General features: G+C 45.6%; 17 protein-coding genes and 1 rRNA gene. 13 read left to right on the top strand and 5 right to left on the bottom strand.

Going from position 1 to position 24,591, the window contains the following annotated elements; translation table 11 throughout:
* Positions 1 to 2 precede the first annotated feature (2 nt).
* The 3 genes from rfbD to ACQ5BJ_RS16880 are packed head-to-tail and all read left to right on the top strand — an operon-like array spanning position 3 to position 2,712.
* Positions 3 to 842, top strand: coding sequence for a dTDP-4-dehydrorhamnose reductase (gene rfbD, locus ACQ5BJ_RS16890; RefSeq protein WP_430111623.1), 840 nt, complete (start codon positions 3 to 5; stop codon positions 840 to 842).
* A gap of 41 nt (positions 843 to 883) precedes the next feature.
* A complete protein-coding gene (locus ACQ5BJ_RS16885; RefSeq protein WP_430111622.1) occupies positions 884 to 1,825 on the top strand; it encodes a glycosyltransferase family 2 protein in 942 nt (313 codons plus the stop codon).
* Positions 1,822 to 2,712 (top strand): glycosyltransferase family 2 protein, encoded by an 891-nt coding sequence (locus ACQ5BJ_RS16880; protein ID WP_430111620.1) that lies wholly within the window; start codon positions 1,822 to 1,824, stop codon positions 2,710 to 2,712. Before ACQ5BJ_RS16885 ends, ACQ5BJ_RS16880 begins: the two co-directional genes overlap by 4 nt.
* Before the next feature lie 89 nt (positions 2,713 to 2,801).
* Here the strand turns inward: ACQ5BJ_RS16880 and ACQ5BJ_RS16875 are convergent, their stop codons facing one another.
* Positions 2,802 to 4,298, bottom strand: coding sequence for a sugar transferase (locus ACQ5BJ_RS16875; protein ID WP_430111618.1), 1,497 nt, complete (start codon positions 4,296 to 4,298; stop codon positions 2,802 to 2,804).
* A gap of 311 nt (positions 4,299 to 4,609) precedes the next feature.
* On the opposite strand from ACQ5BJ_RS16875, the gene ACQ5BJ_RS16870 reads away from it, so the two are divergent.
* The 3 genes from ACQ5BJ_RS16870 to ligA all read left to right on the top strand — a co-directional run bounded on the left by ACQ5BJ_RS16870 (position 4,610) and on the right by ligA (position 9,968).
* Positions 4,610 to 5,323 carry a heptaprenylglyceryl phosphate synthase gene (locus ACQ5BJ_RS16870; protein WP_430111616.1) on the top strand — a complete coding sequence of 238 codons (714 nt, stop codon included), beginning with the start codon at positions 4,610 to 4,612 and terminating at the stop codon, positions 5,321 to 5,323.
* Between the two features lie 93 nt (positions 5,324 to 5,416).
* Positions 5,417 to 7,867, top strand: coding sequence for a DNA helicase PcrA (gene pcrA / locus ACQ5BJ_RS16865; RefSeq protein WP_005544617.1), 2,451 nt, complete (start codon positions 5,417 to 5,419; stop codon positions 7,865 to 7,867).
* Positions 7,868 to 7,943: 76 nt separating this feature from the next.
* Positions 7,944 to 9,968, top strand: coding sequence for an NAD-dependent DNA ligase LigA (gene ligA / locus ACQ5BJ_RS16860; protein WP_040735669.1), 2,025 nt, complete (start codon positions 7,944 to 7,946; stop codon positions 9,966 to 9,968).
* Positions 9,969 to 10,260: 292 nt separating this feature from the next.
* Here ligA and ACQ5BJ_RS16855 read toward each other — a convergent pair whose 3' ends face one another.
* From ACQ5BJ_RS16855 to ACQ5BJ_RS16840, 4 genes are all read right to left on the bottom strand, one after another.
* On the bottom strand, positions 10,261 to 10,350 hold the full coding sequence (locus ACQ5BJ_RS16855) for a putative holin-like toxin (protein WP_254912210.1): 90 nt from the start codon (positions 10,348 to 10,350) through the stop codon (positions 10,261 to 10,263).
* 131 nt (positions 10,351 to 10,481) lie between these two features.
* Entirely contained in the window at positions 10,482 to 12,263 is a 1,782-nt protein-coding gene (locus ACQ5BJ_RS16850) for an alpha-glycosidase (RefSeq protein ID WP_430111614.1), read from the bottom strand.
* Between the two features lie 163 nt (positions 12,264 to 12,426).
* Positions 12,427 to 14,163 carry an alpha-amylase family glycosyl hydrolase gene (locus ACQ5BJ_RS16845; protein WP_005544612.1) on the bottom strand — a complete coding sequence of 579 codons (1,737 nt, stop codon included), beginning with the start codon at positions 14,161 to 14,163 and terminating at the stop codon, positions 12,427 to 12,429.
* A 29-nt stretch (positions 14,164 to 14,192) separates the two neighbouring features.
* Positions 14,193 to 15,218: a LacI family DNA-binding transcriptional regulator gene (locus ACQ5BJ_RS16840; RefSeq protein WP_005544610.1), complete on the bottom strand. Its 1,026-nt coding sequence runs from the start codon at positions 15,216 to 15,218 to the stop codon at positions 14,193 to 14,195.
* Between the two features lie 286 nt (positions 15,219 to 15,504).
* Between ACQ5BJ_RS16840 and ACQ5BJ_RS16835 the strand changes: the two genes are divergently transcribed.
* The 7 genes from ACQ5BJ_RS16835 to ACQ5BJ_RS16805 all read left to right on the top strand — a co-directional run.
* Positions 15,505 to 16,788 carry a sugar ABC transporter substrate-binding protein gene (locus ACQ5BJ_RS16835; protein ID WP_430111611.1) on the top strand — a complete coding sequence of 428 codons (1,284 nt, stop codon included), beginning with the start codon at positions 15,505 to 15,507 and terminating at the stop codon, positions 16,786 to 16,788.
* Between the two features lie 200 nt (positions 16,789 to 16,988).
* Complete coding sequence (locus tag ACQ5BJ_RS16830) at positions 16,989 to 18,311, top strand: carbohydrate ABC transporter permease (protein WP_430111980.1); 1,323 nt, start codon at positions 16,989 to 16,991, stop codon at positions 18,309 to 18,311.
* Positions 18,308 to 19,150 carry a sugar ABC transporter permease gene (locus tag ACQ5BJ_RS16825; RefSeq protein ID WP_005544607.1) on the top strand — a complete coding sequence of 281 codons (843 nt, stop codon included), beginning with the start codon at positions 18,308 to 18,310 and terminating at the stop codon, positions 19,148 to 19,150. Before ACQ5BJ_RS16830 ends, ACQ5BJ_RS16825 begins: the two co-directional genes overlap by 4 nt.
* Before the next feature lie 188 nt (positions 19,151 to 19,338).
* Positions 19,339 to 21,789 carry a TIM-barrel domain-containing protein gene (locus tag ACQ5BJ_RS16820; protein ID WP_430111609.1) on the top strand — a complete coding sequence of 817 codons (2,451 nt, stop codon included), beginning with the start codon at positions 19,339 to 19,341 and terminating at the stop codon, positions 21,787 to 21,789.
* 289 nt (positions 21,790 to 22,078) lie between these two features.
* Positions 22,079 to 23,179: an ABC transporter permease gene (locus ACQ5BJ_RS16815; protein ID WP_005544605.1), complete on the top strand. Its 1,101-nt coding sequence runs from the start codon at positions 22,079 to 22,081 to the stop codon at positions 23,177 to 23,179.
* Positions 23,180 to 23,923: an ABC transporter ATP-binding protein gene (locus tag ACQ5BJ_RS16810; protein ID WP_430111607.1), complete on the top strand. Its 744-nt coding sequence runs from the start codon at positions 23,180 to 23,182 to the stop codon at positions 23,921 to 23,923. It begins immediately after the preceding gene.
* Positions 23,924 to 24,259: 336 nt separating this feature from the next.
* Positions 24,260 to 24,591 (top strand): 16S ribosomal RNA (locus ACQ5BJ_RS16805); the annotation flags it as partial.

The following is a 24,591-nucleotide window of genomic DNA, read 5'->3' as shown; positions in this document are numbered from 1 at the left end:
ATATGAAAATACTCGTTACAGGTGCTAACGGGCAATTAGGGGTGGACATAGTCCGCCTTTTTTTTGAAAAGGGTCACGATGTCGTTGGCTTAGGGAGATCCCAGTTGGACATCACAGATATGAAGAGGTGCAAAGAGGTAATAAATGATATCCAACCAGATACTGTTGTCCATTGCGCAGCATATACGGCAGTCGATAATGCAGAAACAGATCAAGACAATGCATACTTAGTTAATGCAATTGGAACAAGGAACGTAGCTGCAGCATCGGAAAGTGTAAAGGCAAAAATATGTTATATTAGTACGGACTATGTATTTGATGGGAATAACTCAAGACCCTATTATGAGTATGATAATACGAATCCGTTGACCGTGTACGGTAAATCAAAACGAGCGGGCGAACAGTTGATTCAATCCCTAAGTTCTCGATGGTTTATTGTGAGAACTTCTTGGGTATTCGGAGCTTCCGGCAATAACTTTGTAAAGACAATGTTAAAATTAGGTAAGGAGCGCGAATCGTTACAAGTGGTGAATGATCAATGGGGTTCACCGACTTATACATGCGACTTATCGTTATTTTTGGAGGAGCTTATCTCGACTGAAAAGTACGGCATATACCATGCTTCCAATAACGGAATCTGTACCTGGTTTGAGTTTGCGAAAGCCATTTTTGAAGAGGCGAGAATGTCTGTAATTGTTGAACCTTGCACGACGGAACAATTTCCACGTTCAGCACCACGCCCGCGTTTCTCCGCTATGGAACCGATGGCTATACGTGTAAATGGATTTACTCCAATTCGTGATTGGCAGGAAGCACTACGGGACTATCTAAGTAAATTGTAATATGTATTTGAATCTATAATTAAGATGGGAAGTGAATGAGAATGGGGGGACAACGAGATAAAGTTCAAGTTCTTATCTCGACCTATAATGGAGAAAAATACTTGAGGGAGCAGTTGGATAGTCTGCTGACTCAGACTCATTCTCACTTTTTCATTACGATAAGAGATGATGGTTCAACTGATGGTACAACGGAAATTATCCGTGAATATGCCTCGAACCACCCCTCTAAAATAGAGGCATACTTTGAACACAATACAGGAGTTATTAGAAGTTTTTTTAAACTCATGTCAAATGTCCATAAAGATACAGATTATGTCTGTTTCTGTGACCAGGACGATGTTTGTATGCCAGATAAATTGGATAGGGGCGTAAGGAGACTAGCTATGTCCGCCAGTGAAACTGCGCTTATGTATTTAACCCCTACTCAAATGGTGGATGATTTACTGCAGCCTATCAATATTTGGCCTCCTGCTCCAAAACGAGGGGCGTCCTTTTTTAATGCATTAATAGAGAATATTGCAGTTGGTGCTACAATCATGATAAATCGTTCAGCGGTGGATATGATTAAAAGTAAGGAACCGCGCTACGATAAAATTATTATGCATGATTGGTGGATATATATGGTTGTCTCTGCTTTTGGTGAGATCGTATATGATCATGAACCTAGTATTTATTATCGACAACATCAAGGCAATGTTGTAGGGGGACAGAGTGGCTTTAAAGATAGATTCATTAAAAAATGGAGCAATTATTTAAAGCATTGTGAAAACAAAATTTACTGGAATCAAGCCAAAGAATTTGACCGATGCTGGGGAGAGCTTCTGCCTCTAGAACTCAGGAGTGAGTTGCAAAATTTCTTGCTCTCTAATCGGGGAATATTAGATAGAATAAAGTATTCATTAACTACTCGTATGTACCGTCAGTCCATGCTGGACAACCTAATGATACGTCTTATGATGATTAAGGGAGACATTTTAAAATGATAGACTTATCCATTATCATCGTGAACTATAACACTAAAAAGCTAACACTAAACTGCCTAAAGTCAGTACATGAATCAATAACAAACTATTCTTATGAAGTCATTCTTATAGATAATGCATCGTGGGATGACTCTGTAACTATCATCCAAGAACAATATCCACAAGTAAGACTTATTCCTAACACTGAAAACTTAGGCTTCGCGAAGGCGAACAATCAAGGCATGCGTATTTCAGAGGGGCGATATGTTCTACTCTTGAACTCGGATACCGTTATCGAGCCGGACACGCTCGATATCATGATTCGATTCATGGATGACAATCCGACAGTTGGGGCGTCCGGATGTAAAGTACTGCTGCCTGATGGTTCACTAGATAAAGCGTGTCGACGGGGCTTCCCAACTCCTTTGGCTACATTATTTTACGTATCCAAGTTATCGAAATTGTTCCCAAAAAATCCGAAAATCAACGCTTACCATCGTGAAGATCTTGATCCGAATGAATCATATCCAATCGATTGTTTGGTAGGGGCTTTTATGATGGTACGACGAGAGGCAATTGAAAATGTAGGGTTGTTGGATGAAACATTCTTTATGTATTTTGAGGATACGGACTGGTGCTATCGTTTACAGGAAGCAGGCTGGACGAATTACTACTATCCGAAGACTACGATATTACATTATAAACGCGCCAGTAGTCGGAATAAGCCTATGCGAATAACATATGAATTTCATAGGGCTATGGCAATGTTTTATAATAAACACTATCGGTCGAAATACCCGATATGGGTTACCGGATTTATGTATGTAGGGATCGGTGCTAAGTTTACGATTTCGATTACGTTAAATGCTGTATCAAAGCTAATTAAAAAGCTAATCCCGTCCTCATAGTAAAATGCACCCTCTTCATGGTTTGCTTATAGAAGAGAGTGCATTTGTTGTTTTGTATATAATCAAATACAGTGAGTCCCATATGTACATTAATAAGCGCCTTCACCTTTTAGGACAACGGGGATTGTTTTGAGTAGGATCTTTAACTCTAATGAGATGCTCCACTTTTCAATATAGTATAAGTCTAACTTAACCCACTCATCAAAAGTGATGTCACTGCGACCGCTAACTTGCCACAATCCTGTTATTCCAGGTCGGATATCCAACCGCCTCCATTGAAAATCAGTATATTGCTCTACTTCATTTGGCAGTGGTGGTCGAGGTCCGATAAGACTCATTTCACCTTTTAGCACATTAAATAACTGTGGTAACTCATCAATTGAAAATTTACGAATAAACCGCCCAACCCGAGTGATTCGAGGGTCATTTTTCATTTTGAATGCAGGCCCATCGGCTTCGTTATATTTTTCGAGCTGCTCTTTTAACTCTTCTGCATTGTTCACCATTGATCGGAACTTGTGCATATGGAACGGCGCTCCATTTTTTCCGACTCGTTTCTGATGTATGAACACAGGCCCTTTAGAGTCAAGCTTAATAAGTAGAGCTACGATCAATAGGATCGGAGAAATAATAATAATGCCAAGTATCGATAATATAATGTCAGCCGCTCGTTTCAAAAATAAATTCAGTCCTCTGAGGGGAGTCTTCACAATTTCAATGCAAGGATAATCATAAGCTTGATCGAACGAGATACTCGAGGTTACCAATTCGAATAGCTCGGGAATAATCTTAATTTGAACGTCATACTTCCGAATGGAGGTTATAAGTTCATTTATGATGTTCTTTTCTGATGGAATGGTAATATAAATTTCCTGTACCTTATGATGAGCAATGAGCTGCTCGATGTTCTGAATAGTGCCTAATACTTGATCGCTATTTTTATAATCATCTAAAAATCCAACAAAATGGCAGCTTGTGTTTGCCATAACGTGATTTCGGATCTGCATTCCGATTTTGCCTGCTCCGATTATTAATACGTTTTTATTGTATCTTCTCGAACGATGCAAAAGAACATGAGCATAATGCCTCATAATTCTAGATAAGAGGAAAATGAACACCATAAGAATCGCAAGCATTAGTATGAGCACACGAGAGTATACGATACTTGTTTTTGAAAAGAATGCAATTCCTAATGCAATTAGAAATGAAGTTGAAACAGCTTTGACTGCTGATATCGTATCATCAATCATCCGGATATCGCGATTCCGTTTAAACATGCCTTTCTGATACAACATTGCTGTATAAATCGTAAAAATGATGCCAATCAGTAACGCGTAGTCAGCAAGTACTGGTATTTTAGCAATGCTGGTGTGAAGCTCACTCCAAGTAAACGAACCATAATCAGATACAACTTTATAATAGAACAGTGTAAGGAAGCCGATTATATACAGAATGTATTCTATAAATATTAATCCTATATTAATGGATAATTTGATTCGTTCTGTTTTTCGATTATAAGCTGCAATGTCCTCTGCAATGAGAAGATTCGTACTTTGGCTGAGCTTCTTGTTCAATTGAACAGGCAAACTCATAAATTGACACTCCTCGACATGTTATCTAACTGTAGTGATTATAACATATCAGCTAGAAGTATGTTCCTTGTAGGAACACAATTTATAGTACTTTTCTCTAAAAAGGACATGTTCACTTTCAACGTATTTTCCATTACAATAAGAACATACATTCTATTCGCTCTTATCTCTCAGCCTCATATATGGCACCCATTTCCCTCCACCCCTAGGCATATTTCTGGTACACTACAATATAGAACTTTAAAATTAAGGTCGCTCAACGTACCACTCACATGCATGAGCGGCAGACCTGGAGGAAACGCAACGTGAAGACGCCTTTACAACCAATAGATGACTGGCGGCACGTATTCAAGCTTGACCCGGACAAAAAAATTGGCGATGAGGCGCTGGATCGTGTATGTTTATCAGGAACAGATGCGATAATGGTCGGGGGATCAAGTGGGGTTACTTTCGAGAACACGGTAGACCTTATGTCCCGCATTCGGCGGTACGAGCTGCCTGCCGTCCTCGAAGTGTCCGAATTGGATGCGGTTGTGCCCGGTTTTGATGCCTATATGATTCCGATGGTATTGAACACGAAAAATGCGAATTGGCTCGTTGGTCAACATCGGGAAGCTATACAGCAATATGGTTATATGATCCCGTGGGATCTGTTAATCCCAGAAGGGTATATCATTTTGAATCCTGATGCAACAGCGGCAAAGATAACGGAAGCAGATACGCAGTTGTCTCCTGCAGCAGCAGCAGCATACGCACAAGCAGGGGACAGGCTGATGCGTCTTCCAGTCATCTATGCAGAGTACAGCGGCATGTTTGGCGATATGGAGCTTGTGAAGAAGGTAAAAAGCTCACTAAGCCATGCGCAACTGTTCTATGGCGGCGGCATTCGTACGATAGAACAAGCTCAAGCGGCTGCTGCCGCAGCTAACACAGTAGTTGTGGGCAATGTCGTTTATGACGACTTGGAAGCAGCCCTCGCAACTGTTCAAGCGGTAAAAGAAACAAATTTAAAGTTATAGTTTGTTGACCATTAAGTTAAAGTTTGCTGACATCTAAAAATAGACCATATACGACTTATTTCAGATAACTGCAGAAAGGAGACTGCACACATTATGTTTGATTTTTTACGACCGGATCCTAATGGTAGCACCAACTCAAACTCGAATTCGTATTCGAACACGTATGGAAACTTTGGGGCGTCCATCGACATTCAAGACGCTATCAAGCGCTTGAATCCTGAACAGCGGCGAGCTGTAGAAACCACTGAGGGGCCATTGCTCATTATGGCAGGAGCGGGCTCTGGCAAAACACGCGTACTAACGCACCGCATCGCGTACCTAATCGCTACGAGGAAGGCGCCGCCATGGAGTATTCTGGCCATTACGTTTACGAACAAAGCGGCACGAGAAATGCAGGAGCGTGTATCCAAGCTGGTTGGCCCGGATGGAAGAGACATTTGGGTATCCACGTTCCACTCGATGTGTGTGCGTATCCTGCGCAAGGATATTGATCGCATCGGCTTCACCTCGAACTTTACGATTCTTGACTCGGGGGATCAGCTGTCCGTTATTCGCGGATGCATGAAGGAATTGAATCTGGATACGAAGAAATTCGATCCACGTGCGGTACAAGCTGCAATTAGTACAGCGAAGAACGAATTGCTGACGCCAAGTCGCTTCGAGCAGAAGATTGGCGACCATTTTGATGGAATTGTAGCCAAGGTATATGCGATGTACCAGAAGCGTTTGAAGAGCAACAACTCGCTCGATTTCGACGATCTGATCATGTCGACGATTCAATTGTTCAAGGATGTTCCGGAAGTATTGGATTTCTATCAGAAAAAATTCAAATACATTCACGTCGATGAGTATCAGGATACGAACCGTGCGCAATATATGTTGTGCCGGATGTTGGCTGATCAGCATCAGAACATTTGCGTCGTCGGGGACAGTGACCAGTCGATTTATCGCTGGCGCGGCGCCGACATTACGAACATTTTGAACTTCGAGAGTGACTACCCGAAGGCTACGACGATTATGCTGGAGCAGAACTATCGCTCAACCTCCAATATCCTGAATGCCGCGAATGGCGTCATTAAGCTGAACGCTGGCCGCAAGCCGAAGAAGCTGTGGACAGAAGCTGGTGAGGGAGAGAAGATTAAGCTCTATCAGGCGGATACAGAGCATGATGAGGGTTACTTCGTAACTTCTGAGATTAAAAAGAACCATATGGCGAACAAGCATTACGCCGACCATGCGATATTGTATCGGACGAATGCGCAATCCCGTGTCATCGAGGAAATTCTGATTAAGTCGGATATTCCGTACCAGATCGTAGGCGGCGTTAAGTTCTATGATCGCAAAGAGATTAAGGACTTGCTTGCGTATTTGCGTCTCATTTCGAACATGGACGATGATATCAGCTTAGAGCGTGTTGTGAATGTGCCGAAGCGGGGCATTGGGGCCACAACGATGAATAAGCTGGCTGAAGCAGCGGCAACTCGCGGCACATCGATGATGAAAGTAATCGCCGACATGGACGATTTGGATATTTCGCCGAAAACCAAGGGCGCACTGCGCGAGTTCCGTGCGATTATCGATAATTTAAATCACATGGTGGAGTATTTATCCGTTACGGAATTAACGGAGAAAATGCTCGAACTATCCGAGTACAAGCTGGAGCTGCAGCGCGAGAATACGCTGGAATCGAAGGCGCGCCTTGAGAATATCGACGAGTTCTTGTCGGTTACGCAGGAATTCGAGCAGCGCAATGAGGACAAGTCCTTGATTTCGTTCCTGACCGATCTTGCACTGATCGCAGATATCGATTCCATGAACGACGAGGAAGGCAACGAGCAGGAAGATGCCGTTATCCTGATGACGATGCACAGTGCGAAGGGATTGGAATTCCCAGTCGTCTTCATCATAGGTATGGAAGAGGGCGTGTTCCCGCACAGCCGTGCTTTCAGCGACAATGAGGAGTTGGAGGAAGAACGTCGATTGGCGTACGTAGGTATAACTCGTGCAGAGAAGCAATTATTCCTTACCTGTGCACGCACACGTACCTTGTTTGGACGAACAAATGCCAACCCTCCTTCTCGCTTTCTTGAGGAAATTCCAGATGAAGTGAAAGAAGATGCTACGCCGGAGGGCACACGTTATGGCCGCTTCGATCGTTATGGCCGTAATGCTACTTCTGCATCATATGGAGGGCGAGGACTCGGTTATTCTGGTGGCGGTGGCACACAAGCGCCTGGCACGAAAGGCATAGGCAGTACCGCTCAGACTGGATGGCGTGCAGCCGGCGGAGCGGGAGCAGGAAAAACAACCGCAAGCAGCGGCTCAAGTGTGACTGTAACATCAGCAGCAGAAAAGGTGAAGCAAGCGGGTGCCCAAGCTGGAGACTATCAGCCAGGGGACAAAGTGTCCCATGCGAAATGGGGCGTAGGTGTGATCGTATCGGTAAAGGGAGAGGGAACAGATACAGAATTGCAAATTGCCTTCCCAGCGCCGGTGGGTGTAAAGCGACTGTTGGCTGCTTTTGCTCCGGTTAACAAAGTATAATGTATATTACCCAAATAGAATGATTTGATATGAGGAAGGAGCCACCTCTGTGACAAATGCGAATGCGCAAACCCGCATGGAACAACTCGTGGCGGAATTACAACGATATAATCACTATTACTATACACTGGATAATCCTGTCGTTTCGGATAAAGAATACGATAAGCTTTATGATGAGCTGGTAGCGCTTGAGAAGGAGACGGGCATTGTATTGCCCGATTCTCCAACCCAGCGGGTAGGGGGCGGACTACTCAAGGGATTTGAGCCGCATCGTCATCTCTCCCGTCTATGGAGCTTGGACAAAGCGCAGGATGAAGAGGATTTGTTCGCTTGGAATCAACGCGTGATGAAGCTGATCCAGGATTATAACGCCAAGCATCCTGACGAGGAGCCGCTGCCGGATCCATCTTATGTCGTGGAGCTGAAGTTTGATGGCTTGACGCTTAATTTGACTTATACGGATGGACTGCTGGTTCAGGCCTCCACACGTGGAAATGGTGTCATTGGTGAGGGGATTTTGCCACAGGTGAAGACGATCCGCTCTGTGCCTTTGTCTATTCCTTTCCAGGAAGGGACGATCGAAGTTCAAGGCGAAGGCATTATGAACCTGTCTGTGCTTGAGGCTTATAATGAAACGGCAGCAGAGCCGCTCAAAAATGCTCGCAACGCAGCGGCTGGAGCGCTTCGCAACTTGAATCCGCAGGTAACAGCACAGCGGAAGCTGAGTGCTTTTTTCTATAACGTGGGCTATGCCGATGGAGTTGCTTTCAACAACCATCAGGAAATGATGCAGTTTTTGAAGGATAATCATTTCAAGGTGAATCCATATGTCACGTACTTTGATACCATTGAGCAGGTGCGGGAGGAGCTCCATCAGATTCAGGAACAGCGCCAATCTCTTGATTACTTGATCGATGGAGCTGTCGTCAAGCTGACTGATATGCGGACGCGAGAGGTGCTTGGATACACGGATAAATTCCCGCGTTGGGCGGTGGCTTTCAAGTTTGAGGCGGAAGAAACGACAACCGTGCTCGAATCGGTAAGCTGGGAGGTTGGACGTACCGGCAAGATTACGCCAGTAGCCAGGGTTGAAGCCGTTGAGCTGGCTGGTGTAACGGTACAAAACTGTACGCTGAACAATATCGGTGATATCGAACGGAAAAACTTGAAGCATGCGCTTGGTGCACGCGTATTTATTCGTCGATCGAACGATGTTATTCCTGAAATTCTCGGTCGTGTTCCTGATGAGGAAGGCGGCGAAGAAATCGTTTATCCGACGGAATGCCCGTCCTGTGGCTACACACTTGAGATGCGGGGCGCGCACCTGTTTTGCAACAACAAGCTGAACTGTAAACCGCAAATCGTGGCCCGTTTGGCGCACTTTGCTTCGCGAGATGCAATGGACATCGAAACATTCAGCGTCATGACTGCCGAACAGCTGCATGATGAGCTAAATGTACATGAGCCATCCGACCTTTATGCGCTCACGCTTGAGCAGTTGATGGGCTTGAATCGCTTCGGTGAGAAAAAGGCGAGCAACCTGTTGGCAGCGCTCGAGAAGAGCAAAACACGTGATTTGCCGGCCTTTTTGTTCGCGCTCGGAATTCCGAATACGGGCAAAACGACGACGAAGGCATTGGCCGAGCATTTCGGCACGTTGGAAAACATCATGCAGGCTTCTGAAGAGGAGCTTGTGGCAATTCAGGATGTTGGTGCGATTGTGGCGGACAGTATCGTAACGTATTTTGCTGACCCAATTAACCGCGCGAGCATCGACCGCATGTTGGAACTGGGTGTGAAGCCGCAAACCGTAGAGCAGCCGGCTGAGGTAAATACAGACTCGATATTCTATGGCAAAACGGTCGTATTAACTGGCTCCTTGCAATTGCTAACGCGCGATGAGGCAACTGCCAAGCTGGAAGCATGCGGCGCGAAAGTAACGGGCAGCGTGTCGAAGAAAACCGATCTGGTTATCGCAGGAGAGAAGGCAGGCAGTAAACTTGCCAAAGCCGAGCAGCTTGGAATCCCTGTCATTACGGATGAAAATGAGCTGATCCGGTTGCTGAACGAGGCGCTTGGTGCAAGAAGTTCCGAAGAGTAATCGAGATAATTGGAGAAGCAACTGGATTAGAAACTGATGAGCAGCATAACAGAAACTACATCAGTAATGCGCCACTATACGTCTTACATTCGGACATTGCTTCATCAAGAACCGGATTCACCATCGCATTATTGAACAGTAAGAATATGTATGCTACAATTTGCGTATAATAAAAAGAAGATCGCAGCGGTAACTGCGACCTTCTTCCCACAATAACCGCTCAATGAGTGGTTGGCTTTAACGAAGTGAGCAATCTACTGGAGTAGACCGCATACCTTTGCGAGAGGGCGGTCTACTTTTTCTTTAAGTAGGTGAGCAAAGCAAGAATGAACATCCCGAAAAGGAACATTAGACTCAATGCTTCAAATACGCTCACTGGCATCACCTCCTTTGAAGGAGACTAGCCAACCGCCCATAAGCCATTATTGTGTTGTTATGAATATATCATAATTTATTCCAAGCAACTAGATTTCTTGCGGGTTAAACTAGCAAATTGCGACTTCAAATCATAAATTAATTCTCCAGCTTCAAAATCCTCCAGCTCATGCCTTCAACCTCAACCTGCAACCCTGTGCTAGAACCTTGAACCCCATCACGGCTAGCTTCATCACTGATCAGCGCAACGTCCATCCAATATCCTTCGCAACCATCGAATGCTGCTACATGCACCGTACGCTTCTCTTCAGATGCATTCAACACGAAGAGCCAACGTCCGCTTTCATCAGTACGTTCATACGCGATTACACGATCACTGTCTACTGCATGGATAAAGCGGAAGCTTCCCGTACGAAGCGCAGCATTGGCATGGCGAAGCGCAATTGCGCCCTGATAGAAGCTCAGCAGATCTTGATCCTGCTTCGATACATCCCATTCCATGCATTTGCGACAGCCTGGATCATGACCGCCGTCCAAACCTACTTCATCACCGTAATAGATGCACGGTGTACCGAGGAACGTAAGCTGGAACAAGGCAGCAAGCTTCATTTTGCGCTTGTCGCCGCCGCACAGCGTAAGCAGGCGAGTCGTATCATGGCTGTCGAGCAGGTTGAACATCACTTCGTTTGCTTGCTGCGGATAGCTTGCCAACTGATGCTGAATCGCTTGTGAGAACTGCAAGCCGTCTACCTTTTCTTCAGCAAAGAAATCATGCATCGCATATGTGAACGGATAGTTCATGACGGCGTCAAATTGGTCGCCCTGCAGCCACATCATGCCTTCATGGAACATCTCGCCTAAAATATAGGCGTCTGGATTCACAGCTTTCACCGTTTGGCGGAATTCACGCCAGAACTGGTGATCTACTTCATTAGCTACGTCCAATCTCCAGCCATCGATGCCCACTTCTTCGATCCAGTAGCGTGCAACTTCTAGCAAATACTTCTTCACTTCCGGATTTTCCGTGTTCAGCTTCGGCATCATTGGCGTAAAGGCAAACGTATCGAATGTTGGTATGCCGTCAACGACCTCTAACGGGAACTGGCGAACATGGAACCAGTCTTTGTAACCGGACTGTTCCCCTTTTTCCAGCACATCCCGATAAGGTTCGAACGCATAACCGCTATGATTGAACACGGCATCAAGCAGCACGCGAATGCCGCGACCATGGCAGGCTTTAACCAACTCTTTCAGCTTTTCGTTTGAGCCAAAATGAGGATCGACCTGCATGTAATTTTTCGTATCATACTTGTGATTCGTAGTCGCCTCAAAGATCGGCGTAAAGTAAATCGCAGTAATTCCCAGCTTCTCCAAATGATCTAAGTGATCAATAACCCCTTGCAAGTCCCCGCCGAAGTAATTATCCGGCTTTGGTTCTCCGCCCCATGGCAGCACACCTTCGGGATCATTGCTCGTATCTCCGTTTGCAAAACGCTCAGGGAAGATTTGATAGAATACCGCATCCTTCACCCATGCTGGGGGAGTGAAGATATCTGCCGGATTCAAAAATGGATACTCGAACCATCGATGCGCAGGAACTGGATCCTCCTCTTGGAATCCGCGCTCTGTCATCCATACGTGCTCTGTACCGGATTCCAGCTTAATGGCGTAGGCCAAGCGGCGGAATGGAGGAACAACCTCTGCTTGCCAATAATCGAACAGCTCATCCTGATACAAGCATGTCATCGGAACGATATCCGCTCTACCAATACCGCCTTCGCAATCGAACTTGTCCACAAAATAAACGGCAGCACGCTCAACATCATTCTTTTTCGTACGGATACGCACATGGATTGTCTTACGGTCATACGCATAAGCCCAGTTTTGCTTCGGACGGTGATAAATAGCTTCGAGTAACATCTGAAGTCCTCCCTTAACTTGGTCATAGAGATTAGAGCATTTTTAACAAGTAACAATATGAATAAAATAAATGAATAGTTTTTCAGACTAACCTAGCTGAAACAGAAAGACATTCGTAGTCAACTGCCTCAATTTCACCAAATACCAGTAAACTTCCACAAGTCTATGGCGCTAGCACGATCGTACTGTACGGCGGAAGTGTACAAGCCCCATCCTTCAGGGCAGCACCATCCACACTAGAAAATGCCAATGTCTTTAGTTCAGCAGCCACGTCCTCGGACAACTGTATCTGTTGCTCTTTGCCAGACAAATTATGCAGCACAAGCCGTGCATCTTCCTTCGTAGCACGGTAATAGCCGGCTACTTCAGAGACGTTCGTCTTATACGATTGAATGCCGCCCTGCTGCAGCACCTTGTCTGAATTGCGATACACAATCAGCTTTTTATAGTGGCTCCACAGTGAGCTCGTATCCTTCATCTGCTGCTCTACAGGAGCCACCGTCTTATTTGAAGAAGCTGGCTCCCAACTTGTCATTCCAGCGCCATTTTCAACTGCCGTCCATTTCATTGGCTCACGCAGTCGTTCGTCAGGTTTCAAGCCAAGCATACCAATTTCTTCGCCATAGTAAATAAACGGATTGCCTGGCAGCGTCAGCAGCACAGAAGCAGCCATCTTCGCATGATTCACATTGCCCTGAAGCTCGCTCATGACCCGATTCTGATCATGATTCGTTAGGAATGGAGCATCGATGAACTTGCCATCTGATTGCTTGCTATAAAAGTTGTATATACGGCTCATCATCGAACCGATATCGGAATCCTTCTCATCCTGCACCATCGAAATCATCCGCTTTGCCATATCGAAGTTGAATGCGGAGTGCAGTCCGTCCTTCAGGAACGGCCCAATAACCGCTGGTGAATCCCATACCTCGCCAACGAGATATGCTTCAGGATTTACCTCTTGAACAGCTTGGCGGAATTCCTGCCACCATTTTTGATTGTTCTGTACGACTTCTGGATTCTGACTCGTATTGTAAAAGTCCTCATATACATGCTTGGCTGCGTCCAAGCGGAAGCCGTCTATACCGTGCTTCAGCCAGAACTGCGCAGCTTTCTTGATCTCAGCTCGTACCTCAGCATTGTCCATATGCAAATCGGGCATGCCATCCCAGAAGACACCGAGATAATGCTTTCCGTCTTTCTCATGCCAAGCCTGCTGACCCCAAGCGCCTCTTGTTGCTGGATCAAGCTTCAAATCTTCGGCCCACATATACCAATCACGCTTTGGATTGTCTTTGCCTTTCACCGATTCCTTGAACCACGGATGCTCGCTGCTCGTATGATTGACTACGAAATCCATCACAATCTTGATGTCTCGCTTATGGGCCTCTTCAAGCAGACGCTTAAAGTCGTCCATCGTTCCGTAATCTGGATTGATTCCGTAGTAGTCCGTTACATCATAGCCGTGATAAGAAGGGGAGGGATTGATAGGCATTAACCAGAGGTGCTTAACTCCAAGCTCCTGCAGATAATCCAGCTTCGCCGTAACTCCATTTAGGTCGCCGATGCCATCTCCGTTCGTGTCATAGAAAGAGCGGACAAAAATTTCATAGTAGACTCCACTGCTTGCCCCCATCGGTGTTAATGCATCTGCTAGCTTCAACTTGCTTGTGACCGTTCCCGAAACTGCTTCGGTCGATTTATTTTCCTGAACTGTCTTAGCCGTAGAAGGAGCAACTGAGGGAGACTGACAGCCGGCAACTACGAGTGAAATTGCAGATACGAGTAATGCTGTTCGTAAACCATTAATCCACTTGCTAGATATGGCCATGAGATCATTCTCCTTGGTGCAAGTCTTATTGATGTATGTCAAATCATAGAGCCGATCCAATTCACTCATCACTGAACCCCTCACAATTGCTCCACAAACTACTCAGATGTGGGTGCTTGCACAGAGTCTCTCCAAATAATTTGATGCGGAATAATAATCCGAGCCTGATCGAAGCCGTCGCCCTTAATGCGCTGTACAAGCGCTTGAACCGTAGATTGTCCCATCTGATGCGTACCGATATCTACACTAGATATTTGAGGCAAGCACATTTCAGCCAATAGCGTATTATTGAAGCCAACCACACTGCAGTCCTCAGGGACATTAAATCCATTATTCCAGAGTGTTCGGATAATACCGAATGCAACCACATCGTCGATGGCAATAATTGCAGTCGGACGCTGATCTAGCTGCAGGAGCTTTTCCGTAACCTGGCCAGCTGATTCTGGAGTGAATGCGCCTTCATATACATAATCGCAATTGAAGGGAATGCCAGCTTCAAGCAGTGCTTTGCTGTAGCCGTCCATGCGGTCTTTGGACACCGTAAGTTCGAATGGTCCGCTGACAAAGGCAATGCGTTTATGCCCGAGTTCAATTAAATGCTTGGTAATAGCTTGCGACGCTGCAATGTTATCGTTATCGACAGAAGTAACATCGACATAATGCTCACTGCGACCAACGAGCACAAATGGGAACTTCTTTTCACGCAAAAAGGTGATGCTCGGATCCTCCTTATGTGCGGTCAACAGGATGATCCCATCTACCTTGCGGCCATGGACGAGCCGTTCTACCGCTTTGATTTCCTCCTCTTCATTGGTTGCTGAAGTCATTAACACATCGTAATGGCACGCCGCTGCTTTGCTCACTATTCCACGAATGATTTCAGAGAAGAATTGGTTCTGGAATAATTCATCCGCAGGCCGGGGGAGGATAATGCCAATATTATTCGTAGTTTTCGTAACTAAACTTTTCGCCATCACGTTTGGATGATAGCCTAACTCATCCATGATTTTGCGAACTTTACGGCTTGTCTTCTGACTGATTCGGGAGTCATTGGAAATAACCCGCGATACCGTAGAAGGAGACACGCCAGCTTTTTCAGCCACATCTATAATGGTTACCGCCATATTCGAAACCTCGCTTAATAATGGAAAATATTCCGTTGATGTCCCAAAGTATAATGCAAAAAAAAGTTTTATGCAAACGCTTTACATACCTAGGCGCAGTGTGTATAATTCGATTTGTAGGTAACCGTTTACAACATTACATTTAGCAAGGAATCATTTTTTTTACTCCATTGTGCAAAGGTTTGCATAAAACAGCGCAAAAGCTTTGAAATATAGCATCAGGCCTTCGCCTTTGCGCATTGTCCATGCAGATCCTGAACCAGAATTGAAAGGGGCTATTTCTAACATGAAGAAATGGGTAGCAATGTTGTTGTCAGTCATGATGGTCTTTACAATCACAGCATGTTCCACAGGCGGCAAAGATTCCTCCTCTGCGAACAACCAAACGACGAATGAGGATATAACGAATCAAGGCGCAGGCGACGAAGAGCTGAAGCCGGAAGAAGGCGCATCCCTTCTCGTATGGGAAAGTAAAGAATCACGTGCGTTTATGGAAGAAATCGCGAAGCAATTCAAAGAAAAGTACAATGTTGACGTGAAATACGAAGAAGTAGCAGCGCCTGACCAAGTGAACAAGCTGATGAACGACGGACCAGCTGGCATCGGTGCAGACGTAGTCGTATTCCCGCACGACAACTTGGGTAAGGCAGTAACAGCCGGTCTGATTTTGCCGAACGATTACTTTGAAGAGCAAACGCGTGCACAAAACTCTGAATTGGCTGTCAACGCAACAAGCTACGACGGAATGCTGTACGGCTATCCGCGTTCCGTAGAAACACTCATCATGTTCTATAACAAGGATCTCGTTCCAGAACCACCTAAGTCAATGGAAGAAGTTATTGAGCTTTCGAAGAAAATGAATGACTTGAAAAATAAAAAATATACGTACATGTGGGAAATCGGAAACTTCTATTATGACTACCTGTTCCTCGCTACAACGGGAGGATATGTATTCGGTAAAGAAGGCACAGACAAAACAGACGTTGGCTTGAACAACGATGGCGCACTTAAGGGTGCGCAGTTTATGCAAGACTTTGCGAAGCAAGTGCTTCCACTCACAACATCTGACGTAACAGGCGATGTTAAGAAAGGCTTGTTTGCTAACGGTCAATTGGCACTGAACATCGACGGCCCTTGGGCAATCCAAGACTTGAAGAAAACAGGCATTAATCTGGGCGCAGCTCCAATTCCTAGCATTGATGGCCAACCGTCCAAGACATTCTCTGGTGTAAAAGCTTGGTATGTGAACTCTTACACGAAATATCCAAATGCAGCAAAACTGTTTGCGGAATTCGCTTCCACGAAGGAAGCTCAATTGAAAAGCTATGAATTGAATGGTCTCGTTCCTTCTAATAAAGAAGCTACGGCAGATCCAAAAGTAACAAGTGATCCATTCACAGTAGCTGTACTTGAGCAATTCAAGAACTCCTACCCAATGCCGGTTATCCCAGAAATGGGTAACGTATGGAGCCCAATGGCTGCAGGCTTGGCAGACATTTTGAATAAAGGCAAAGATCCTAAGGCAGCGCTTGATAACGCCGTTAAACAAATAAAAGATGCGATCAAGTAAGGAGTAACACAAGTGGCCCGGGGAGTGAATAATGCTTGCCCGGGTTGTTTGTTAGATAGACCTCCTAGATACATGCCTACCATGCATACTTATTGGATAGCTACTGGAGAGTAGGAAAGGAGAAAGGCGATATGAGCACTACACAATCGGTGTCGACAACCGCAAACCATACGAATAGCACTTCTCAAGAGCCGTCGCCAATGAAAGCCTCGCCTGGCACAGGCAAGAAGGCAGCTGTGTTGTCTGCTCTGTTCTGGGGATTGGGACAGATCTTTAATCGCCAGTACCTGAAAGGTATTTTGCTGATGCTGCTTGAAGCAGTCGGATTGTTTTACCTGATTAACTATTTGCCGCGAGCGATTTGGGGAATCTACACACTTGGTACACAAACATCACAAATGGTTAAGGTCGGAAGAGTATATAAACCAGTCCATGGTGACCATTCCATTCACTTGCTTATAACCGGATTAATCACACTTCTCGTTTTGTTTATTTTCATTTGGATATATGTACTCGTCGTCAAAGACGCGAAAGCAGTTGGGCAGCTGCGGGAAGAAGGCAAAAAGCCGAACAACTTCCTGGAAAGTTTGGCTTATGTAAAAGAAACGAAGTTTGCTTACTTGTTCCTGGCACTGCCAGCAACAGCAGTATTGTTCTTTACGATCATGCCGATCATCTTTATGATTCTGCTTGCCTTTACAAACTATTCAGCGCCGGATCACGTTCCACCGAAAAATCTGGTTAGCTGGGTTGGATTCCAGAACTTTGTTGATCTTCTGCAGCTTGGTACATGGAGCGGTACGTTCTACGGTGTACTGACATGGACCATCATTTGGGCAATACTTGCTACCGTTACCTGCTACTTCGGCGGTATTTTGGTCGCACTCTTGATTCAACAACCGGGTGTAAAAATGAAGACAATGTGGCGCACAATCTTCATCATCCCGTATGCAATTCCACAAATGTTGTCGTTCTTGATTATGAAGAACATGTTTAACGGAGAATTTGGGCCTATCAACCAATACTTAAACTACTTCGGCTTAGGTAAGCTTCCATGGCTCTCTGATCCTTTCTGGGCGAAAGTAACGGTATTGATTGTCAACATGTGGGTAGGTATTCCGGTTACGATGGTACTTGTAATTGGGATCTTGACAACCATTCCTAAAGATATGTATGAAGCGGCTGAAGTTGATGGCGCAACTGCATGGCATAAGTTCAAGGCTATTACGATGCCGATGATTCTTTATTCAACAGCACCAATTTTGATTGGTCAGTTCGCAGGTAACATCAACAACTTTAACGTTATCTTCTTGCTGACGAACGGTAACCCGCCGAACGGTGAATACCAATACGCAGGAAGCACCGACTTGCTTGTTACTTGGTTGTATAAGCTGACACTCGATAACAATAAATATAATATCGCGGCAGCCATTGGTATTATCATCTTTATCATTGTTGCATCTCTGTCGATCTGGAGTTATCGCCGGACGAAATCATTTAAAGAGGAGGACATGATCCAATGAGTACAGGAGCTAAGAAAAAATCGCTTATTCGTCTGTCCTTCAGCTATTTGCTGCTTATTGCAATTGCAGTATGCGTACTGTATCCGACAATTTGGATTGTCATGTCATCTATTCGTCCGGGTACATCGATTTTCAGTGAATCACTCATTCCAAAAAATCCGACTTTCGAACATTATGTAAGCTTGTTTACTTCACAGGAATATCAATACGGACAGTGGTATTTGAACACGTTGAAGATTGCTACCTGTAATATGATCTTTGGAGTCATTCTTGTCGTCATGACGGCATACGCATTATCGCGGTTCCGGTTCTATGGCCGCAAAAACCTTATGTCCGGGATGCTCGTACTAGGGATGTTCCCAGGCTTCATGAGTATGATTGCGATTTACATTTTGCTGATGCAATTGAACTTGCTTGATACGCATTTCGCGTTAATTCTCGTATATTCTGCGGGTGCACCGCTGGGGGCATTCGTGGTCAAAGGATTTTTCGATACGATTCCGAAGAGCTTGGAAGAATCCGCACGCATCGATGGTGCGACACACTGGATCGTATTCCGCAAAATCATGCTGCCGTTGTCGAAGCCGATGATTACGTACGTGGGACTAATGACATTTGCCGGTGCATGGGGCGACTTTATCTTTGCCCGTCTCGTCCTTCGCTCTAAAGAGAAATATACGCTTGCGATTGGACTTTGGGACATGGTCAACAATGCATCAACCAACTTTACGATGTTTGCGGCTGGCGCGGTATTGATCGCAGTTCCGATTGCGCTTCTGTACTTGTTCCTACAGCGCTTCCTCGTAGAAGGTTTGACAGCAGGTGCAAGCAAGGGTTGATGAGCCTGACGGTTTGTGCAGGCAAATAAAAGTATGAGATTAGGCAGAAAGTCCGCTTTTTCATCACGGAGAAGGTTGCATGAACCCAACAGTGATTGCAAGATTCGATGTTCGGTTGCATCCTGAATGATCTCGTGATCAAAAGCGGACGATACACAATTCTAGGGTAGAACAGCGGAGGGATTATCATGCAAGATACTAGTGCAGCTATACATCCGGACAACGCAAGTGAACAGACACATATACAGACAGGTGTACAGCTAGGAGCGATCTCTCGCATTGCTGAGCAAGATGGTTCGTTATGGCTAGTCGGTAAATACTTCAATCTCGCAATCACTTCAGTTGGTGCCGGAGTAATCCGCATCAAGACATATAGAGGACATCAGCCGGACTGGAAGACGTCCCCGGCAATTGTGAACAAGGACAGCCGTATTCCACAAGCAATGAAGTGGTCTACTACGGATGAACTTGTTTCTATTACAATCGGTCATACGATTCTCGAAGTGAATCGCCAATCCGGCGCGTTTCGTATTTGCAACGAGAACCAGCCGAATGTGGAATTGGTCAGCCTGCAGCGCAACCGTGAATCCGTTGGCGATTACACTGCGTTTGTTGCCTTGGATAAGGACGACCATATTTACGGACTTGGCGAGAAAACAGGCTTCCTCGACAAGCGAGGCGAGCGCTATACGATGTGGAACTCTGACGTATATGCACCGCATGTACCGGAAATGGAAGCTTTGTATCAATCTATTCCTTTCTTGACCGTACTGAATCAAGGCAGCAGCTACGGCTTGTTCTTGGATAACCCGGGCAAGACCGTATTCGATATGCGTACATTTGCTGATATGGCGATGATGCAAACGTGGACAGGCGAATTCGATTTGTACTGGATCGAAGGGCCATCGATGAAGGATGTCATTGTCCGTTACGGCGACTTGACTGGCCGCATGCCGCTGCCGCCGAAATGGGCACTTGGATATCACCAATCCCGTTACAGCTACATGGATGAGCAGGAAGTATTGAACCTGGCTCATACGTTCCGTGAGAAGGAAATCCCATGTGACGTTATTCATCTCGACATTCACTATATGAATGGATATCGTGTCTTCACATTCGATGAGAATCGTTTCCCGAATCCGAAGGAGATGATGGATGAGCTCAAGGAGCTTGGTTTCCACATCGTGCCGATCGTCGATCCAGGTGTGAAGAAGGATCCATTGTACGCGGTATATATGGAAGGTGTCGACAACGACTACTATTGTAAAACTGCGGAAGGTGAAATCTATACAGGATCAGTATGGCCAGGGGAGAGCGCATTCCCTGACTTCACTGAATCGCGCGTGCGTGACTGGTGGAAGGAGAACCAACGCTTCTATACCGATCTAGGTATCGATGGCATCTGGAACGATATGAACGAGCCAGCGATCTTCAACGAAACGAAGACGATGGACGTGAACGTCATTCATAAAAATGAAGGCGACCGCAAAACACATGGGGAAATACACAATCTGTACGGCATGTTCATGTCTCAAGCAAGCTACGAAGGCTTGAAGGCGTTGCTTGAAGGCAAGCGACCATTCGTATTGACGCGTGCAGGCTACAGCGGCGTGCAGCGCTATGCAGCCGTATGGACAGGCGATAATCGCAGCTTCTGGGAGCACATGTCAATGGCAATGCCGATGGTGTTAAACCTTGGCGTATCCGGTGTACCATTTGCAGGCCCGGATATCGGTGGATTTGCTCACCATGCTAGCGGTGAACTGCTTGCACGCTGGACGCAAATGGGTGTGTTCTTCCCATATGTCCGGAACCACAGTGCGATCGACATGCTTCGTCAGGAGCCATGGTCGTTCGGCGAAGAAATCGAGAAGATCTGCCAACAGTACATTTCGATGCGTTATGAATGGATGCCTTACCTGTATCACTGGTTCTATGAAGCATCTACAACAGGTCTTCCGTTCATGCGCCCACTTGTACTGGAATACCCGACAGATCCTGAAGTATACAACTTGTGCGATCAGTTCATGGTGGGTGATTCGGTTATTATTGCACCGATTTACCGCCCAAATACGCAGTATCGTTCCATTTATTTGCCAGAGGGCGAGTGGGTGGACTACTGGAGCGGGGAGCGTTTTGCGGGCAAGCAGCATATTCATGTGCACTCACCGCTTGAGAAGCTTCCGATATTCGTTCGCTCAGGCGCAATTCTGTTGCAAGGGCCGGTACGTCAGCATGCAGGAGAGAAGGCTGCAAAAGAGTATGTGGCAGCGGTCGCTTACTTGCAAGGCGCAGGCCATACTTCTCAATTGGAATGGTATGAAGATGACGGCCTGACGTTCGAATACGAGAACGGCAAATGGAACAAAATGCTGATCCAAGTTACAGAGTCTGAACATTCGATTCAACTGACAGCGGAATATACAACACGCGGCTATGAGTCTGAACGTGAGAGCATCTGCTTCCGCCTGATCGGCCTTGCCACTGCTCCGAAGAGCGTTGGCGATCTCGGCGAGCCTGTTTCTGCGGAGCAATTGGAAAAGAAAGCGTCTGGCTGGAGCTATGATATAGCACGCCAAGAGCTTCGCGTGAAGCTGCCTGAGAGTGCAGCTCGTATCGATGTAAATGTAACACTGTAATTATAAAGTCATAGGAGTGAGGATTTATCCGCAAGCCGGATAGTTTCTCGCTCCTTTTTTTTGCCGCCCAACCGCCTGTAACAATAGAAGTTGCAAAGCAGATTCCCCTTTGAAGTTAATCTGTAATGAGTCGTTCATATTCGGTTCATGAAGTCTATCTACTATAGAAAGTGTTTAAAGGAACGTCCAGTTGGAAAAGTGACAAAGTATAAGCAGAATATCGTTGCTGACGTGGTCGTCCCTTTTTAGAAATTGTATTTTGTGTAAAGTAGATAGGAGTGATTGAATAATGTTTTTGGCGATACGAGAATTGAAGCATGCCAAATCGAGATTTATGTTGATCGGGTTCATTATGGTGCTCGTCGCCTGCTTAACCTTTATCGTATCTGGACTTGCCAACGGATTGTCGGCTGCAACAACATCGGCAATTAAAGAAATGAATGCAGACTATCTAGTATTTCAATCAGATAGTGACAATAAGCTAAACCGCTCAACCCTGGATTGGAAGAAGCTTGATGAAATCAAGGCACAGGCGGGAGTGAAGGATGCAGCCCCGCTTATTCAAAGCCTTGTAACAGTGTCTCCTGAACAATCGGAGAAAAAAGCAGACGTGACTCTCTTTGCCATTGAGCATAACAGCATTCTCATGCCGAAGGTCACCGAAGGGAAATCGTTGTCAGGCAGTGGAGAGCATGAGGTCGTCGTGGATGCATCACTTAAGATGAAGGGAGTCAAATTGGGCGACTCACTTCATATCAAGGATACGACCGCCTCACTTAAAGTGGTAGGCTTTGCAGAGCATCAATCGATCAGCCACATGCCTGTAGTCTTCATTGACATGGAAGGCTTAAAGTCGTTGATGACATCTCTTGACCAGCGTATGCCCCGTCTGAATGCGGTGGCGATTACTGGGGATGAGACACTGCAGCAGTCGCTTAGCAACCAAGTAGCGGGAATTCAACTCGCAACGAAGCAAGAGGCACTGAAGGGGATTCCTGGGTACAAAGAAGAACAAAGCTCGCTATCTATGATGCTGTCCTTCTTGGTGGTCATAGCAGCATTTGTTCAAGCTGTATTCTTTTATGTCATTACCTTGCAAAAAACGAACCAGTTTGGTGTTCTTAAGGCGATTGGCGCAAGCACAGCGTATTTAGCTAAAAACCTAATCGGTCAAGTGATGCTGCTTGCTGTTGTTTCTGTTGTACTCAGCATTGGATTAACCTTTGGATTAACTTCTCTGTTCCCAGAAACGATGCCGTTCGAATTAGGAGCGGGTGTGCTGGCACCGTATTCGGTATTATTGATAGGGGTTTCGATTATCGGTGCATTGTTGTCCCTGCGTCGGATTGCGAAGGTAGATGCGATTGAAGCAATTGGGAGGGTGGAATAAATGAGAGACATACTCGTGTTAGACCAAGTAAGCAAAAAATACGGAGAAGGTGAAACGGCAGTAACTGCATTGAATCAAGTGTCTCTTCGAGTAGGAAAAGGGGAGTTTGTCGCGGTTATAGGGCCATCTGGCTCCGGCAAAAGCACATTCCTATCCATAGCAGGCGCGCTGCTGACACCGACAAGCGGCAGTGTTGTTATTGGAGGTACTGATGTTACTGCTATATCACCAGGGAAGCTGAATCGTGTACGGCTAGAGCATGTTGGCTTTGTATTTCAGTCTTCAAACTTAGTTCCGTATTTAACTGTAATTGATCAATTGCGTCTTGTTGCAAAGCTCGCACACTGCAATGACCAGATAGCGAATGATAGAGCCGTACAGTTGTTAAAAGAAGTTGAAATGGTGCACCGTATGCATCATTATCCGGATAAACTATCTGGTGGGGAACGGCAGCGTGTTGCAATCGCGCGCGCGTTGATGAATGATGCTGATTTAATCCTTGCAGATGAGCCAACAGCAAGTCTCGATTCCAAACGTGGCAGAGCCGTGGTAGAAATGATGGCAGCTGAAGTGAAGTCCAGACAGAAGGCAGCCGTAATGGTTACCCATGATGAACGTGTACTCGACTTGTGTGATCGAATCGTAACAATTAAAGACGGCTCATTATTTACGGAGAATGCCGAGCCTACAAATGAATCTGAAAACCAACAAGTAATGAAGACACTAACAGCATCACATTGCTAAAGTTTCCTTGTGGTAGGGGGCGATACAGGTAACGGTTTACTAGCGTCCTGTATCGTTCTACTAAATGTAATATTTTTCTTGTTGCAAGAATGGTTCAATATATGATAAATTATTTCTTGTCGGTTCGACACGAAACTTGTTAAAAGAAACAACAAACAACTTAAAAAAAGTTGTTGACAAGAAAATGTCGATTAGATATAATAATTAAGCGCTGATGACACAAGACATTAGCTGCTTTAATAGAAACACAAGTTCCTTGAAAACTGAACAACGAGCAACGTTTGTGAATGAGGTAGCAATACCTCGTCAAAAGATATGAGCAGTTCAAACTTAACTTTAACGGAGAGTTTGATCCTGGCTCAGGACGAACGCTGGCGGCGTGCCTAATACATGCAAGTCGAGCGGACTTGATGGAGTGCTTGCACTCCTGATGGTTAGCGGCGGACGGGTGAGTAACACGTAGGTAACCTGCCCATAAGACTGGGATAACCCACGGAAACGTGAGCTAATACCAGATAGGCATTTTCCTCGCATGAGGGAAATGAGAAAGGCGGAGCAATCTGTCACTTATGGATGGACCTGCGGCGCATTAGCTAGTTGGTGAGGTAACGGCTCACCAAGGCGACGATGCGTAGCCGACCTGAGAGGGTGATCGGCCACACTGGGAC

It is taken from the genome of Paenibacillus sp. B1-35 (assembly GCF_050474385.1).
In the GTDB taxonomy this organism is placed as follows: domain Bacteria; phylum Bacillota; class Bacilli; order Paenibacillales; family Paenibacillaceae; genus Paenibacillus_B; species Paenibacillus_B alvei.
This window is presented reverse-complemented; position numbering and strand designations above follow the sequence as displayed.

Excerpts from the sequence above, each read along its gene's own strand:
- rfbD (WP_430111623.1), top strand. The coding sequence starts at position 3 with ATGAAAATACTCGTTACAGGTGCTAACGGGCAATTAGGGGTGGACATA.
- ACQ5BJ_RS16885 (WP_430111622.1), top strand. The coding sequence starts at position 884 with ATGGGGGGACAACGAGATAAAGTTCAAGTTCTTATCTCGACCTATAAT.
- ACQ5BJ_RS16880 (WP_430111620.1), top strand. The coding sequence starts at position 1,822 with ATGATAGACTTATCCATTATCATCGTGAACTATAACACTAAAAAGCTA.
- pcrA (WP_005544617.1), top strand. The coding sequence starts at position 5,417 with ATGTTTGATTTTTTACGACCGGATCCTAATGGTAGCACCAACTCAAAC.
- ligA (WP_040735669.1), top strand. The coding sequence starts at position 7,944 with ATGGAACAACTCGTGGCGGAATTACAACGATATAATCACTATTACTAT.
- ACQ5BJ_RS16855 (WP_254912210.1), bottom strand. The coding sequence starts at position 10,350 with ATGCCAGTGAGCGTATTTGAAGCATTGAGTCTAATGTTCCTTTTCGGG.
- ACQ5BJ_RS16850 (WP_430111614.1), bottom strand. The coding sequence starts at position 12,263 with ATGTTACTCGAAGCTATTTATCACCGTCCGAAGCAAAACTGGGCTTAT.
- ACQ5BJ_RS16845 (WP_005544612.1), bottom strand. The coding sequence starts at position 14,163 with ATGAGTGAATTGGATCGGCTCTATGATTTGACATACATCAATAAGACT.
- ACQ5BJ_RS16840 (WP_005544610.1), bottom strand. The coding sequence starts at position 15,218 with ATGGCGGTAACCATTATAGATGTGGCTGAAAAAGCTGGCGTGTCTCCT.
- ACQ5BJ_RS16835 (WP_430111611.1), top strand. The coding sequence starts at position 15,505 with ATGAAGAAATGGGTAGCAATGTTGTTGTCAGTCATGATGGTCTTTACA.
- ACQ5BJ_RS16830 (WP_430111980.1), top strand. The coding sequence starts at position 16,989 with ATGAAAGCCTCGCCTGGCACAGGCAAGAAGGCAGCTGTGTTGTCTGCT.
- ACQ5BJ_RS16825 (WP_005544607.1), top strand. The coding sequence starts at position 18,308 with ATGAGTACAGGAGCTAAGAAAAAATCGCTTATTCGTCTGTCCTTCAGC.
- ACQ5BJ_RS16820 (WP_430111609.1), top strand. The coding sequence starts at position 19,339 with ATGCAAGATACTAGTGCAGCTATACATCCGGACAACGCAAGTGAACAG.
- ACQ5BJ_RS16815 (WP_005544605.1), top strand. The coding sequence starts at position 22,079 with ATGTTTTTGGCGATACGAGAATTGAAGCATGCCAAATCGAGATTTATG.
- ACQ5BJ_RS16810 (WP_430111607.1), top strand. The coding sequence starts at position 23,180 with ATGAGAGACATACTCGTGTTAGACCAAGTAAGCAAAAAATACGGAGAA.